11 protein-coding genes, 1 tRNA gene and 2 pseudogenes are annotated in these 13,391 nt (G+C 66.5%); 10 read left to right on the top strand and 4 right to left on the bottom strand.

Annotation, left to right across the window (positions count from 1 at the left end):
* Nucleotides 1-161 precede the first annotated feature (161 nt).
* The 4 genes and pseudogenes from DWA33_RS13380 to DWA33_RS25725 form a co-directional block, all read left to right on the top strand.
* On the top strand, nucleotides 162-2,177 hold the full coding sequence (locus DWA33_RS13380) for an acetyl-CoA carboxylase biotin carboxylase subunit (protein WP_114358573.1): 2,016 nt from the start codon (nucleotides 162-164) through the stop codon (nucleotides 2,175-2,177).
* Nucleotides 2,178-2,181: 4 nt separating this feature from the next.
* Nucleotides 2,182-3,048 (top strand): isocitrate lyase/PEP mutase family protein, encoded by an 867-nt coding sequence (locus tag DWA33_RS13375; protein WP_114358572.1) that lies wholly within the window; start codon nucleotides 2,182-2,184, stop codon nucleotides 3,046-3,048.
* On the top strand, nucleotides 3,048-3,347 hold the full coding sequence (locus DWA33_RS13370; RefSeq protein ID WP_114358571.1) for an acylphosphatase: 300 nt from the start codon (nucleotides 3,048-3,050) through the stop codon (nucleotides 3,345-3,347). The genes DWA33_RS13375 and DWA33_RS13370 overlap by 1 nt, the downstream gene beginning before the upstream one ends.
* Before the next feature lie 194 nt (nucleotides 3,348-3,541).
* Nucleotides 3,542-3,610: pseudogene (locus DWA33_RS25725) on the top strand (hypothetical protein); the annotation flags it as partial.
* Nucleotides 3,611-3,628: 18 nt separating this feature from the next.
* On the opposite strand, the pseudogene DWA33_RS13365 reads toward DWA33_RS25725, so the two are convergent.
* A pseudogene (locus tag DWA33_RS13365) lies at nucleotides 3,629-5,971 on the bottom strand (EAL domain-containing protein); the annotation flags it as partial.
* On the opposite strand from DWA33_RS13365, the gene DWA33_RS25470 reads away from it, so the two are divergent.
* Nucleotides 5,885-6,130: a hypothetical protein gene (locus tag DWA33_RS25470; RefSeq protein WP_244601298.1), complete on the top strand. Its 246-nt coding sequence runs from the start codon at nucleotides 5,885-5,887 to the stop codon at nucleotides 6,128-6,130. The pseudogene DWA33_RS13365 and the gene DWA33_RS25470 sit on opposite strands and share 87 nt — an antisense overlap.
* Before the next feature lie 187 nt (nucleotides 6,131-6,317).
* On the opposite strand, the gene lipB is transcribed toward DWA33_RS25470, so the two are convergent.
* The gene (gene lipB / locus DWA33_RS13360) at nucleotides 6,318-7,055 is read right to left on the bottom strand and encodes a lipoyl(octanoyl) transferase LipB (protein WP_114358569.1); all 738 of its coding nucleotides are present in this window, start codon (nucleotides 7,053-7,055) and stop codon (nucleotides 6,318-6,320) included.
* Nucleotides 7,056-7,121: 66 nt separating this feature from the next.
* Between lipB and DWA33_RS13355 the strand changes: the two genes are divergently transcribed.
* Complete coding sequence (locus tag DWA33_RS13355) at nucleotides 7,122-7,364, top strand: FliM/FliN family flagellar motor switch protein (RefSeq protein WP_011158713.1); 243 nt, start codon at nucleotides 7,122-7,124, stop codon at nucleotides 7,362-7,364.
* Nucleotides 7,365-7,442: 78 nt separating this feature from the next.
* Nucleotides 7,443-7,527 (top strand) — tRNA-Leu (locus DWA33_RS13350).
* Between the two features lie 87 nt (nucleotides 7,528-7,614).
* On the opposite strand, the gene DWA33_RS13345 is transcribed toward DWA33_RS13350, so the two are convergent.
* Both DWA33_RS13345 and DWA33_RS13340 read right to left on the bottom strand, forming a co-directional pair.
* Entirely contained in the window at nucleotides 7,615-8,925 is a 1,311-nt protein-coding gene (locus DWA33_RS13345; protein ID WP_114358568.1) for a polysaccharide deacetylase family protein, read from the bottom strand.
* Nucleotides 8,926-9,061: 136 nt separating this feature from the next.
* The gene (locus DWA33_RS13340) at nucleotides 9,062-9,865 is read right to left on the bottom strand and encodes a polysaccharide deacetylase family protein (protein WP_114358567.1); all 804 of its coding nucleotides are present in this window, start codon (nucleotides 9,863-9,865) and stop codon (nucleotides 9,062-9,064) included.
* 162 nt (nucleotides 9,866-10,027) lie between these two features.
* Between DWA33_RS13340 and mgtE the strand changes: the two genes are divergently transcribed.
* The 3 genes from mgtE to DWA33_RS13325 all read left to right on the top strand — a co-directional run bounded on the left by mgtE (nucleotide 10,028) and on the right by DWA33_RS13325 (nucleotide 13,378).
* Nucleotides 10,028-11,440: a magnesium transporter gene (gene mgtE / locus DWA33_RS13335; RefSeq protein ID WP_114358566.1), complete on the top strand. Its 1,413-nt coding sequence runs from the start codon at nucleotides 10,028-10,030 to the stop codon at nucleotides 11,438-11,440.
* Between the two features lie 222 nt (nucleotides 11,441-11,662).
* Nucleotides 11,663-12,496, top strand: a complete 834-nt coding sequence (locus tag DWA33_RS13330; RefSeq protein ID WP_114358565.1) for an aldo/keto reductase — start codon at nucleotides 11,663-11,665, stop codon at nucleotides 12,494-12,496.
* Between the two features lie 87 nt (nucleotides 12,497-12,583).
* Nucleotides 12,584-13,378, top strand: a complete 795-nt coding sequence (locus DWA33_RS13325; protein WP_114358564.1) for a YdcF family protein — start codon at nucleotides 12,584-12,586, stop codon at nucleotides 13,376-13,378.
* Nucleotides 13,379-13,391: the final 13 nt, after the last annotated feature.

Below are 13,391 nucleotides of genomic sequence, written 5' to 3'. Positions count from 1 at the left end.
GCGGCGCGGGCGCAGACTTGATTTAATCGGTCGTCGCGCGGGCCCCCTGCGCAATATCTAGTTTTCCGCGGCGACAGAATTGTTACAAGCACATCCGCAATGCCGATTGCCATCCCGGCCGGGACGGCAGAACCACCCCCAAGGTTGCAAGCAAGAAGAGCATGTTCAAACGTATTCTGATCGCCAACCGCGGCGAGATCGCCTGCCGGGTCATCAAGACCGCGCGTCGTATGGGTATCGAGACGGTCGCCGTCTATTCCGAGGCGGACCGCGACGCGCTGCACGTCGAAATGGCCGACGAGGCGGTGCTGATCGGCCCGCCGGCGGCTGCCGAGAGCTATCTGGTGATCGAGAAGATCGTCGAAGCCTGCAAGAAGACCGGCGCCGAGGCGGTGCACCCCGGCTACGGCTTCCTGTCCGAGCGCGAGGCGTTCGCCAAGGCGCTGGCCGACGCCGGCATCGTGTTCATCGGTCCGAACCCCGGCGCGATCGCCGCGATGGGCGACAAGATCGAGTCGAAGAAGGCCGCCGCGCAGGCCAAGGTCTCGACTGTGCCCGGCTTCCTCGGCGTGATCGAGGACGACAAGCACGCGGTCAAGATCGCCGACGAGATCGGCTATCCGGTGATGATCAAGGCCTCCGCCGGCGGTGGCGGCAAGGGCATGCGCATCGCGCATTCGACCGCCGAGGTCGCCGAGGGCTTCAACCTCGCCAAGGCCGAGGCCAAGGCGTCGTTCGGCGACGACCGCGTCTTCATCGAGAAATTCATCGTCGATCCGCGCCACATCGAAATCCAGGTGCTCGGCGACAAACACGGCAACGTCATCTATCTCGGCGAGCGCGAATGCTCGATCCAGCGCCGCAATCAGAAGGTGATCGAAGAGGCGCCGTCGCCGCTGCTCGACGAAGTCACCCGCCGCAAGATGGGCGAGCAGGCGGTCGCGCTGGCCAAGGCGGTGAACTACGACAGCGCCGGCACCGTCGAGTTCGTCGCCGGCCAGGACAAGAGCTTCTACTTCCTCGAAATGAACACCCGCCTGCAGGTCGAACATCCGGTCACCGAAATGGTCACCGGCATCGATCTGGTCGAGCAGATGATCCGTGTGGCCGCCGGCGAGAAGCTGGCGCTGGCGCAGAAGGACATCACGCTGAAGGGCTGGGCGGTCGAGTCCCGGGTCTATGCGGAAGATCCGTTCCGTAACTTCCTGCCGTCGATCGGCCGCTTGGTGAAGTACCGGCCGCCGGCCGAGAGCGCGGCCTCGGGCATTACGGTGCGCAACGACACCGGCGTGCAGGAGGGCGGCGAGATCTCGATGTTCTACGACCCGATGATCGCCAAGCTGGTGACCCACGGGCCGTCGCGCGCCGCGGCGATCGAGGCGCAGACCCATGCGCTGGATGCGTTCTACGTCGACGGCATCCGCCACAACATCCCGTTCCTGTCGGCGCTGATGACGCATCCGCGCTGGCGCGAGGGCAACCTGTCGACCGGCTTCATCGCCGAAGAGTTCCCGCAGGGCTTCCACCCGCGGGTGCCGGAGGGCGAAGTCGCCCGCCGCATCGCGGCGGTCGGCGCGGCGATCGACCGGGTGATCGGCGAACGCAAGCGCAAGATCTCGGGCCAGATGATCGGCCGCGCGGTGATCCGCGAGCGCCGCCGCTGCGTCTGGCTGGAGCGCAGCGAAGTGCCGCTCGACGTGATCCGCGAGGGTGAGGCGTTCGTGGTCCGCTTCGCCAACCCCGACGGTTCGCTCGGTCAGCCGCATCAGTTGCTGTCGTCGTGGATGCCGGGCGATCCGGTGTGGGAAGGCACCATCGACGGCCATCCGGTCGCGGTGCAGGTCCGCTCGATCCCGAACGGCTTCAAGCTGGCGCATCACGGCTACGAGGTCGCGGTCAACGTCTTCACCGAGCGCGAAGCGGCGGCGGCGCGGTGGATGAAGGAAGTCGACAAGGCCGACACCGGCAAGAAGGTGCTGTGCCCGATGCCGGGGCTGATCGTGTCGATCGCAGTGGCCGAGGGCCAGGAGGTCAAGGCCGGCGAGACGCTCGCCGTGGTCGAGGCGATGAAGATGCAGAACGTGCTGCGCGCCGAGCGCGACGGCCAGATCAAGAAGATCCACGCCGCCGCCGGCGCCACGCTCGCGGTCGACGCGGTGATCATGGAGTTCGCGTAAGGCCATGGCCTGGCGTGACCGCCGCGGCGCATTGCGGGCGATCCTTGCTGGATCGGCCTGCGTGCGCCCGGCGTCGGTGTACGACGCGATCTCGATCCGGATCGCCGACGATCTCGGCTTTCCGTTCGGGATGTTCGGCGGCTCGGTGGCGTCGCTGGCGATCCTCGGCGATCCCGACATCGCGCTGATCACGCTCACCGAACTCGCCGAGCAGGTGCGGCGGATGAGCCGTGCCGCTGCGTTGCCGGTGGTGGTCGATGCCGACCACGGTTACGGCAATGCCCTCAGCGTTCGCCGCACCGTCGAAGAATTGGAGGCGGCAGGCGCCGCCGGTCTCACCATCGAAGACACGCTGCTGCCGCAGGCCTACGGCGAAGCCAAGCCGCAGCTGGTGTCGCGCGAAGAGGGGCTCGGCAAGATCAAGGCCGCGCTCGATGCCCGCCGTGATCCGAACCTCGTCATTATTGGTCGCACCGGCGCGTGTTCGATCACGTCGCTCGATGATGCGATCGAACGCGCACTGGCCTACGAGGCCGCCGGCGTCGACGCATTGTTCTTCACCGGCGTGAAGACCCGCGCGCAGCTCGAAGCGATCAGTGCCGCGACCACGCTGCCGCTGGCGCTCGGCAGTCCGCCGGCTGAACTCGGCGACTTCGATCATCTCGCGGGCAGGCGAGTCCGCATCGCCGTGCAGGGCCATGCGCCGATCGCGGCTGCGACTGAGGCCGTCTTCAAAACGCTGTCGGCGATCAAGGACGGCGCCACGCCGAAGCAACTGACCGGGCTCGCCGGGGCCGACCTGATGGACAAGGTCACGCGCGCCGACGTTGTGGCCGACCGCGGCGAGCATTTCCTCGGTGTGAAACGCTGATGGCCGAGATCATCCGGCAGGTGACGATCCGCGGCCGGGTGCAGGGCGTCGGCTATCGGGCCTGGCTGGCCCACACCGCCGAGGCGGTGGGACTGCACGGCTGGGTGCGCAATCGCCGCGACGGCAGCGTCGAGGCGGTGCTGGCCGGCCGCGATGAAGTCGTCAGCGAGATGATCGAACGCTGCCGGCGCGGGCCGACGGCGGCGCGGGTCGAAGCGGTGATCGCAGAGACCGCCGCGCCCGATGTGCTCGATCTGCGCCAGCCGGGCGAGCGGTTTTCGATCCTATCGACGCTGTGAGGCCGGCCAACTCTAGCGAAGATCACGTCGGCAAGCGGCGGGGATGATCGCTGCGGCGGAGGCGGCGTCGTGCGCGCCCGGGATTATTGCCGCTGTCGCGTGGTGATGCGGAACGGCGGACGTCCGTCGTTCGCGGCGGCGCCGATCCGGTCGCTCATGCTGCCGGCGCGGGAGGCGCTGTAGCCGAGCAGCCAGTGCTCGAACGCGTCCGGCGCCAGTGCTGGAGCGTACAGGAATCCCTGGACGACATCGCAGCCGAGCGCATTCAGCAGTTGCAGCTGCGCCGAAGTCTCGACCCCTTCGGCGACCACGCTGAGGCCGAGGCTCTGGCCGACGCGCACGATGGTGGTGACGACGGCGCGAGCGGTGTCGCTGGTGTCGAGATCGCGCATGAAGTCGCGGTCGATCTTCAGTTCGCGGATCGGCATTTGCGCCAGTCGGTTGAGATTGGAGTAACCGGTGCCGAAGTCGTCCAGTGACAATCCGACCCCGAGCCGCCGCAGCGCCGCCATGGTGTCTTGCGCGACAGAGCGGTCGGATTGCGCGACGCCTTCGGTGACTTCGAGCATCAAGGTGTCGGGCGCCAGACGATGGGCGGCGAGAATGTCCGCCACGGTCGGGGCGAGGACGGGATTCTCGAAATTGATCGGCGACAGGTTGACCGAGACACAGAGCACGTCGACTCCCTGGTCGTGCCAGACCCGCATCTGGCGGCAGGCTTCATTGATCGACCAGATCGCGATCTGATCGATCAATCCGCATTCTTCGGCCAGGGGAATGAACCTGCCCGGCGGCACGGTGCCGAGCGCCGGGTCGTGCCAGCGTGCCATGGCTTCGACGCCGTGCAGCGCGCCGTCCGCGGTTCGGATCTGCGGCTGATAGTGCAGTCGTAGGCCACCGTTCGCCACCGCCGTCCGCAGCGCCGCGGCGTAGGACATGCGCTGCTCCGCCGCGCCGTTCATGTCGGCGTGAAACAGCCGGTAGGTCGAGCGGCCCGCGCACTTCGCCCGATACATCGCGGTGTCGGCCTGATTGATCAGCGCGTCGATGTCAGTCGCGTTGTCCGGATAGAGGCTGACGCCGATGCTGGCCGACATCGAGATCTGGCTGCTGCACAGGCTGAACGGCAGCGTCAGCGCCTCGTTGATCCGTGCGATCACCCGCTCGACCTCGGCCTGCTCCCGGTTCGGCAGCACGATCAGGAATTCGTCGCCGCCGAGCCGTCCGAGCACGTCGCGGGGCTGGACCTGCTCGCGCAGCCTGCGAGCGAACTCGACGAGAAACTCGTCGCCTGCCGCGTGGCCGAGCGTGTCGTTGACGTCCTTGAAATTGTCGACGTCGAGAAATGCGAGCCCCAGCGTTCGCCCTGGCGGGCAGGCCGCCGTCGCTTCGGCGATCAGATCTCGCAGCCGCGCCCGATTTGGCAGGCCGGTCAGCATATCGAAATAAGCCAGCTTCGCGATCTGGGCATGTGACTCCATGCGTTCGATCGCCAGCGCTCCGAGATGCACACAGGAGTCGACGATGCGCTGGTGCCATCGGCTGGGCGGCCGGCTCGCGCGGAAATAGAACGCGAAGGTGCCGATCACGCGGCCGTCCTTGGCCTTGATCGGTGACGACCAGCAGGCGCGCAGCCCGAGCTCGAGCGGCCGCTGCTTGAACGGCCGCCAGCGCGGATCGCTTTCGATGTCGAGCGCCAGCACCGGTTCGCCGAAATACGCCGCGGAGCCGCATGAGCCGACCAGCGGTCCGATCGACACGCCGTCGAGCGCGCGGGAGTAGTCATCGGGCAGGCTCGGGCCGCCGAGCGGATGCAGCAGGCCCTGCGCGTCGACATGCAGAATCGAAGACACCACGTCCGGGGCGATCTTCTCGACGAAACAGCACATCCGATGGATGACGTCGGTGATCGGGATGTCGTCGGCGAGCGCGCTCAGCGTCACTTGCTGCAGCAGGTGCAATTGTCTGGTCTCGGAGATATCGGAGAGCAGCGCGAACACCTGCGTGGTTCGGCCTTGCGCGTCCCGCAACGCCTTGACGTCGGCGGAGATCCAGATCTCGCCGCCGCTTTTGTCATAGACCAGGATCTCTTCTTCGCCGCCTTCGTCCTCGGCGATCCAACGCCGCAATCGGATCATCGTCCGGCGGTCTGTGTGGCGGCCGGCGAGCAGGTCGGCGATGTTGCGGCCTTTGGCCTCGTCGGCGCTGTAGCCGAACATGGCTGCGAAGGCCGCGTTGGTATATGCGATCCTCAGCTCAGGATCGGTGACGAGTACCGCACGGGTGGTGCGGTCGGCGATCGACGTGAGCAGCGTCAGCTTTTGGCCGTTCTCCCGGCTCGGGGTGATGTCGCGCGCGGTCACGAGTGCATGATTGCTGCCCTCGGCGATGATCGTCGACCGCGTCAGTTCGACATGGATCGAGCGGCCATCACGGCGGACCAGATCGACCACCACCGGGAGGTCAGCTCCCCCGTCCCGAGGCTGCGAACTGGCACCGACGTCTGACGCGATCGCGTCGAGTCCGACGCAATCGGCATGGCGCCCCACGACTTCCTCACTCGAGATGCCCCAGATCTGTTCGGCCGCCTGGTTGAAAAAGCCGATGCGGCCGTTGTCGTCGATGATGACAACGGCATCGCGCGTCCGCTCCAGGGCGACGCGCCAGAGCGACTGATCATCGAAATGGCTGGTGTGTCGATGCATCGTCCAGACGGATACTTTGGAAACTACGAACCGGTTCGCCGCAGCAAGCGAATGCCCTGGCCGATCTACCCATTTTAACGTGACGAAAGCGTTGTCGGTCCCGCGCGCGCGGAACCGAGCGGTTTCATCCTTAGAATTCCGTTGCCGCGATCTCCGACCCTGTAGCGACAGCGCCCGGTTCATCACGATGGTGACGGATGCTCTGTCCCCGTGCGAGCGCACACGATCGCGCCGTCGGTGCTGCGGTCCAGGCAGGATCAGCAGGTCAGGCTCCTGCAGGAACCGCAGCGCGGGTTTCGCCGAAGATCTCCCCGAACGCGGTGCGCAGAGCGATATCGACGTCGGTCATCACCACCGGCAGGCCGAGGTCAACGAGGCTGGTGACCCCATAGCGCGGGTCGCTGATCCCGCACGGCACGATCGCCTTGAAGTGCGACAGGTCGGGTTCGACGTTGATGGCGATGCCGTGCAGCGACACCCAGCGTTTCAGCCGGACACCGATCGCCGCGATCTTGTCCTCGCAGCCGTCGCCTTTATCCGGGCGGCGGACCCAGACGCCGACCCGATCTTCCCGGCGCTCGCCGCGGATGTTAAAGGCGTCGAGCGTGGCGATGATCCATTGTTCGAGCGCAGCCACATAGGCGCGCACGTCCGGGCGCCGGCGCTTCAGGTCGAGCATCACATAGGCCACGCGCTGGCCGGGGCCATGATAGGTGAGCTGGCCGCCGCGGCCGGTGGTGAACAGCGGGAAGCGTTTCTCCAGCAGGTCGGAGGCATGGCCGCTAGTGCCTGAAGTGTAGAGCGGCGGATGCTCCAGCAGCCAGACCAGCTCGGGCGCGTCGCCCGCTGCGATCGCCGCGGCCCGTGCCTCCATGGTCGCCACCGCCTCCGGATAGGGCACGAGCGAATCGGAAATCCGCCATTCCACCGCCGGCGAGCCGTCGGCGGGCTTCAGGACGGTCCAATCCAGCGTCTGTCTCGGGGAAAGCGGGGCGTTAATCATTGGATAACCATAACGTGGTGTCGTCGACCACGTCTTCGTTCCTCAGGCAAGGCAGTCCGGGTTCCAGTGCCGACACTCGATAAAGTTTCCGTCGATCTGATGGTGGTTCTCGGGACCACCTCAATGCCGATCCACCAGGTGCTGCGGCTGAGCCGCGGCGCCATCATCGAACTGGATGCCACCGAGGCCGACGAGGTCAAGATCCTCGCCAACAACATGCCGATCGCTTCCGGCATGGTTTTGGTCGATCGCAACCGAATTGCGGTCGAGGTCAAACAGATGTTGCCGCGATCCCCAGATCGAAGGTGATCTGGCCTTGTGGCCTCATCATTGTTTTGTTAAATGGGCGCCGTCGATCCGGTCGGCGATGCCCGAAACCGGTCCCAAGCGCTCGTGGCGGAATTGGTAGACGCGCTGCCTTGAGGTGGCAGTGAGTAAAATCGTGGGGGTTCGAGTCCCTCCGAGCGCACCACTTCCGCGCCTTTGCTGTTCGGCGCAATCCTTCAGAACAATCCGATAGAACGGCCTCGACGCGAGATCGGCTCGTTTTGGACGCTCGTCAGTGATTGAGCGGGCGAGGGCGACTACCGGCATCGAGCGGGCCGCGCTGCAGGCCTTCCGGTGCGATCCGGACGCTGCCGGCGATCGGCCGCGCTGCGGCACTGATGTCGATTGAGACGTTTCGGTCGTTGACGAGCTGCGGGGCATCGCTGGCGGCGCGATCCGCTTTCACCGGGACCATTGCCCGGATCACCGGAGCGCTGCGCTCGGGCAGAGCGAACAGGCTCTGTGACGGCACCGGCAGGGCGATCATGTTGGCAGGCGATTCGACCAGAGTGTGCCGCGGCCATGGCGAACTCTGCGGCGTCGGCACCTGGCCTCGCGCCAGGCGATTCGAGCGGATCGGCACGCTGCCCGGAATCAGCCGGTCGCGATCGAGGCCGATATCGGCGATCGCCGGGGCCGGCAGCATCTCCGCAGTGGCGAACACAAAGCGCGGCACCCTGGGCCAGCGAGCGCTCGCCACGGCTTCCGGCGCCGGATGCAGGCGCCACTCCTGTGGCGTGGTCGCCGTCTTCGGCAGGTCCTGCGTCGCCGCGACCACGTGGACGATCTTGTAGCCGCCGGCTTTCAACGCCTGAAGAATGCGCGGCAGCGCCGCCACGGTGCGCGGCTGGATGTCATGTAGCAGCAAGATACCTTTGCCCTTGGCGGCCAACCGGCTCATTGCCAGGTGAAACACGGTATCGGGCGAGACATGACGCCAGTCGTCGGCCGGAAAGTCTGCGCTCCAGGCCTGAATGCCACGGGACGCAAGGTATCCTTCGACCGCTTCGGCCCGCAGCAGGCCCGGGATGCGGAAGAACGGCGACAGAGCCGCCCGGTCGCCGCCGAGTGCCGCAAGGGTCGAGGCGATGCCCTCGTCGACCTCCTGCTGGGCCTGCTCCACCGACATCCGGTTGAAGCTCAGCGGATGATTCTGGCTGTGGGTGCCGATGGTGTGGCCGGCGTCGCGCAGCTTGCGGACGCCTTCGGGGAATGTCTTCGCCATCCGCCCGACCACGAAGAACGTCGCCTTGACGCACTCCTTGGCCAGAATGTCGAGCACCTGATTGCTCTCGCGCGGCAGCGGGCCGTCGTCGAACGTCAGCACCACCTCGCGGTCGCGCAGCGGCAGGGTCTCGCCATACTGCATCGTTCCGATCCGCGGATGCTCGCGCGGGTCGACGACCAGTGTTCGGGAGGTGCCGAGGGCATCCGGATTGCCGGGACAGCTCGCCGCGCGGGCCTGAAGAGGCTGGAGGGTGAGTGAGGCGGCGACGCAGGCCGCACCAATGAGAAGGGAGTTTCGCAACGAACGTTCAGACAACACTGCACCGCCTTCACGCGACCGACAGCGCGGTTCGCGACGCCCGAATCCCGACCCGGACCGAAAATAAAACCGCGTCGTGAACGGCTGCTTAACCGTTCAAAGTTCCATGGCGATTCTGGGACACAGGGCCGGCTCAGCGCGCAGTGCGGCCATGCGTATCCGACGCCACCGCGTGCTCCTGTTCGTCTGACGGTACCACATGCACGACGCGGTAGTTGTTCTCGCGCAGCCAACGCAGGAATGCCGGCATCATCTCGGCAGTCTGCTTGCGCGGGTCGTGAAACAGGATGATGCCGCGGCCGGCCGCCTTGAGGCGCTCGATGATCAACTTGAGCTGTTCGTCGGGAGTCATCGGATTCCAGTCGCTGGCCCATAGATCGGCCCCGAACACCGGAATCCCGCGCGCCTGAAGAACGTCGAGTAGCGCCGGGGTGGATTCGAAATACGGGAAGCGGAAGAACCGCGTCGTTGAGACCGGAATGCCCTTGGCGCGCATCACCGCTTCATCGGCCGCGATGCCGCGGTCGATCTCGGTCAGCGCATCGGCGTGACTGAGCGCTGCGAGATGCTGATGGGTGTAGGTGTGATGGCCGATGGTGTGGCCGCCGGCCGCGATCCGCCGCACCATCTCGCCCATCTCGGAGGCCGGCTTGCCGACCAGGAAGAACGTGGCGCGGACGCATTCGTCGGCGAGCGCCTTCAGCACCGCAGGAGTAGTCGCGGCCGGGCCGTCATCGAACGTCAGCACGACTTCGTGGTCGGCCAGCGGCAGTGTCTGCGGGAAACTCTTCAGGCCGACGCGCGGATAGGTCGCCGGATCGACAGTGAGCACACGCGAGGTGCCCAGCGTTCCCGGTCGCGGGCATGCCGCAGCATGGGCCGTTCCTCCGAGCGCGGCGATGGCGATCAGTGCAGCGGCGGTGCGCGCGACGATCACGACACCCTCCGGACCAGCGGATTGTTGCAGGGTGTCACGATTATCATTGCGCTTTGCTTCACCGATTGGTTATTGCCACGAGCATTCGAGCCGCCGCTCGACAGTGCATCTTGCCCGACGGCGCCCGATATCTGCAACCAGTAAAACCCGCAGGGGGCCCCCATGACCGAAAACGTCGCTGCGGTCGTGCGACCCGAATTCGACTATGACGCGATGCGGGACGACCACGGCGATCTGCGGGCGGAGTTCGTCGACGCGGTGTCAAAAGCCATCGCCGCCGAGGATGCGGTCTGGCTCCGCGGGCTGGTGTCCGAGCTGCACGAGGCCGACCTCGGTGATCTGATCGAGGCGCTGGATTCCGACGAGCGCGTCCGGCTGGTGGAACTGACCGGGGCGGATTTCGACTTCTCGGCGCTCAATGAGGTCGACGAAACCGTCCGCGAGGAGATCCTCGAAGAGCTGGAGCCGGCGGCCGTGGCCGAGGGCGTCCGAGAACTGGACGCCGACGATGCCGTCGAACTGCTGCAAGTGCTCGACGAGGAGGATCAGGAGGAGATCCTCGACAAGCTGCCGCCGTCGGAGCGCGACGCTCTCGAACGCAGCCTGGACTATCCGGAGAACTCCGCCGGCCGGCGGATGCAGACGGATTTCATCGCGGTGCCGCGCGACTGGACGGTCGGCGAAGCGATCGATTTCATGCGCGAGACCGCGGAACTGCCGGAGCGTTTCTACGAGATCTACGTCGTCGATGGGGTCAACCACTGGCAGGGGGCGGTGTCGCTGGACCGGCTGCTACGGTCGCACCGCAACGTGCCGCTGACCGACCTGGTCGACGAGGACCGCCGCAAGGTGTCGGTGGACGACGACCAGGAGGAAGTGGCGCGGCTGTTCGGCAAGTACAACCTCGTCGCCGCGCCGGTGGTCGACAGCCAGAACCGGCTGGTCGGCGTGATCACCATCGACGACGTCGTCGACGTCATCGAAGAGGAGGCCGACGAGGACCTCAAGGCGCTCGGCGGCGTCACCAGCGACGAAGAACTGTCCGACCGGGTGTGGACGATCGCGCGCGGCCGGTTCAACTGGTTGCTGGTCAACCTCGCCACCGCGTTCCTGGCGTCGTCGGTGCTCGGGCTGTTCGAGGATCAGCTGCAGCAGATGGTGGCGCTGGCGGTGCTGGCGCCGATCGTCGCGAGCCAGGGCGGCAATGCGGCGACCCAGACCATGACGGTGGCGGTGCGGGCGCTCGCCACCCGCGAATTGGGCGCCTGGAACGCCGTCCGGGTGGTGATGCGCGAGGCGCTGGTCGGTTTGGTGAACGGCGTCGCCTTCGCGCTGATCACCGGGATCGCCGCCTATGCCTGGTTCAAGGTGCCGGGCCTCGGCGTGGTGATCGGGCTGGCGATGATCTGCAATCTGATTGCGGGCGCGCTCGGCGGCATTCTGATACCAATGGCGCTCGAACGAATGCGCGCCGACCCGGCGGTGGCATCGGGCACCTTTGTCACGACGGTGACCGATGTCGTTGGCTTCTTCGCCTTCCTGGGGATCGCGACCGCATGGTTCGGGCTGAAATAAACCGGCGCCGCTGGGAGCCGAGTTCCCGCGGCACGCGTCGACTATGCAGTTCCGCGCGCCCCTGGCGGCCCGTGACATCGGACGCGGCGATCCAAGGTGGGCGACGCTCAACCTCGGGAAGGAATTGGTAAGTTCGTCGGCGTGCAGCGATTGGCAGCGGAGGTCGATCGGTTCATACTACTAAAGATCAGTCTGCGTCATCGAGAATGCGGGACGATCACCATGCAGACGGCGGAAGCGCATTTCGTCGAGGCCCACGGAGCGCGGATTCCCGCCCTCGGGCTAGGCACCTGGGAGCTCAGCAAGCGCGTCTGCTCGCGCGCGGTCGAGCAGGCGATCCGGCTCGGCTATCGCCATATCGACACCGCGCAGATCTACGCCAACGAACGCGACGTCGGCGAGGGCATCCGCAATTCCCATATCCGCCGCGACCAGATCTTCGTCACCACCAAGGTCTGGACGACGCATTTTGCGCCCAACGATCTGCTCCGCTCGGCCAAGGAAAGCCTGGTCAAACTGCGGCTGTCCGAAGTCGATTTGTTGCTGCTGCACTGGCCGAATCCGCACGTGCCGCTGACTGAAACGCTCGGCGCGCTTGCCCAGGCGCGCGCGCTCGGCCTCACGCGCCACATCGGGGTTTCGAACTTCACCGTCGCGCTGATCAACGAAGCGGTGTCTGCCTGTCCGGCGCCGCTGGTGTGCAATCAGGTCGAGTACCATCCGTTTCTCGATCAGCAGAAGGTTCTGGCCGCCTGCGCCGCGCACGGCATGGCGCTGGTCGCCTACAGCCCGATTGCGCGCGGCAACGCCAAGTCGAGCGAGATCCTGACCCGGATCGGCGCGGCCCACGGCAAGAGCGCGGCCCAAGTCTGCCTGCGCTGGCTGATTCAGCAGAACGTCGCCGCGATTCCGCGCAGTTCGCGGCTGGAGCGGCTGGCGCAGAACATCGAGGTGTTCGACTTCGAACTGTCGGACGCTGAGATGAACGAGATCTTCGCGCTCGGCAGCCCGAAGGGGCGACTGACCACCACGGCGACCGCGCCGGCGTGGGACTGACAATCGTCGGACCGACACCGCCGGCTGTTGACCCCGCGGCTGAAATCCCGCACCTCGCGCAGACGATGTTTCGCGCGCCGGTGACCGATGTTCTTCCTGCTCTCCAAGATCCTCGGCTTCTTCGTCCACCCCTCGAATACGATCGCGATGATCTGCGTCGCGGGTCTTGTGCTGGTGCTGACGCGGTGGTGGCGGGCAGGGCGCGCGCTGCTGGTCGCCGGCGTCGTGCTGCTGCTGATTGCCGGCTACTCGCCGCTCGCCAACGTGCTGCTGCTGTCGCTGTCGGAACGGTTTCCGCCATGGTCGGAGTCGGGCCGGGCGCCGGACGGAATCATCGTGCTCGGCGGCGCGATCAACTCTGAAGTCAGCGCCGCGCGCGGTGTGCTGGAGCTCGACGCATCGGCCGAACGGGTTCTGGCCGCGCTCGACCTGGCGCGGCGTTACCCGCAGGCGCGGATCGTCTACACCGGCGGCAGCGGCAATCTGATCCAGCGTTCGGCCGCCGAAGCTCCGCTGGCCGGTGAACTGCTGAAGCGTTTCGGCGTCGGCGCCGATCGCGTGGTGCTGGAGGACAAATCACGCACCACGGCGGAGAACGCCGCCTATACGCGTGCCCTGGTCGCACCGAAGCCGGGAGAGCTGTGGCTGCTGGTGACCTCGTCGTTTCACATGCCGCGGTCGATCGTCGCGTTCCGCGCCGCCGGCTTCGACGTCGTCGCCTATCCGGTCGACTGGCGGACCAGGGGCCCCGAAGACTGGCGGCTGCCGTTCGCGACCTTGGCGGCGGGCCTGGCGCGCACCGACGTCGCCGTCCACGAATGGGCGGGCCTGCTGGCGTATCGGCTCGGCGGCAAAACCTCGGCGCTGCTGCCGTCGCCGTAGCCGTTCGACGCCG

This window comes from Rhodopseudomonas pentothenatexigens (genome assembly GCF_900218015.1).
Taxonomy (GTDB): domain Bacteria; phylum Pseudomonadota; class Alphaproteobacteria; order Rhizobiales; family Xanthobacteraceae; genus Rhodopseudomonas; species Rhodopseudomonas pentothenatexigens.
The sequence above is the reverse complement of the archived record's forward strand: the minus strand, read 5'-3'. Positions and strand labels throughout refer to the sequence as shown.

What these genes read in the sequence shown, in the direction of transcription:
- DWA33_RS13370 (WP_114358571.1), top strand. Translation starts at nt 3,048, where the DNA reads ATGGCCGAGATCATCCGGCAGGTGACGATCCGCGGCCGGGTGCAGGGC.
- DWA33_RS13330 (WP_114358565.1), top strand. Translation starts at nt 11,663, where the DNA reads ATGCAGACGGCGGAAGCGCATTTCGTCGAGGCCCACGGAGCGCGGATT.
- mgtE (WP_114358566.1), top strand. Translation starts at nt 10,028, where the DNA reads ATGACCGAAAACGTCGCTGCGGTCGTGCGACCCGAATTCGACTATGAC.
- DWA33_RS13325 (WP_114358564.1), top strand. Translation starts at nt 12,584, where the DNA reads ATGTTCTTCCTGCTCTCCAAGATCCTCGGCTTCTTCGTCCACCCCTCG.
- DWA33_RS25470 (WP_244601298.1), top strand. Translation starts at nt 5,885, where the DNA reads ATGGCGCCCCACGACTTCCTCACTCGAGATGCCCCAGATCTGTTCGGC.
- DWA33_RS13375 (WP_114358572.1), top strand. Translation starts at nt 2,182, where the DNA reads ATGGCCTGGCGTGACCGCCGCGGCGCATTGCGGGCGATCCTTGCTGGA.
- DWA33_RS13380 (WP_114358573.1), top strand. Translation starts at nt 162, where the DNA reads ATGTTCAAACGTATTCTGATCGCCAACCGCGGCGAGATCGCCTGCCGG.
- lipB (WP_114358569.1), bottom strand. Translation starts at nt 7,055, where the DNA reads ATGATTAACGCCCCGCTTTCCCCGAGACAGACGCTGGATTGGACCGTC.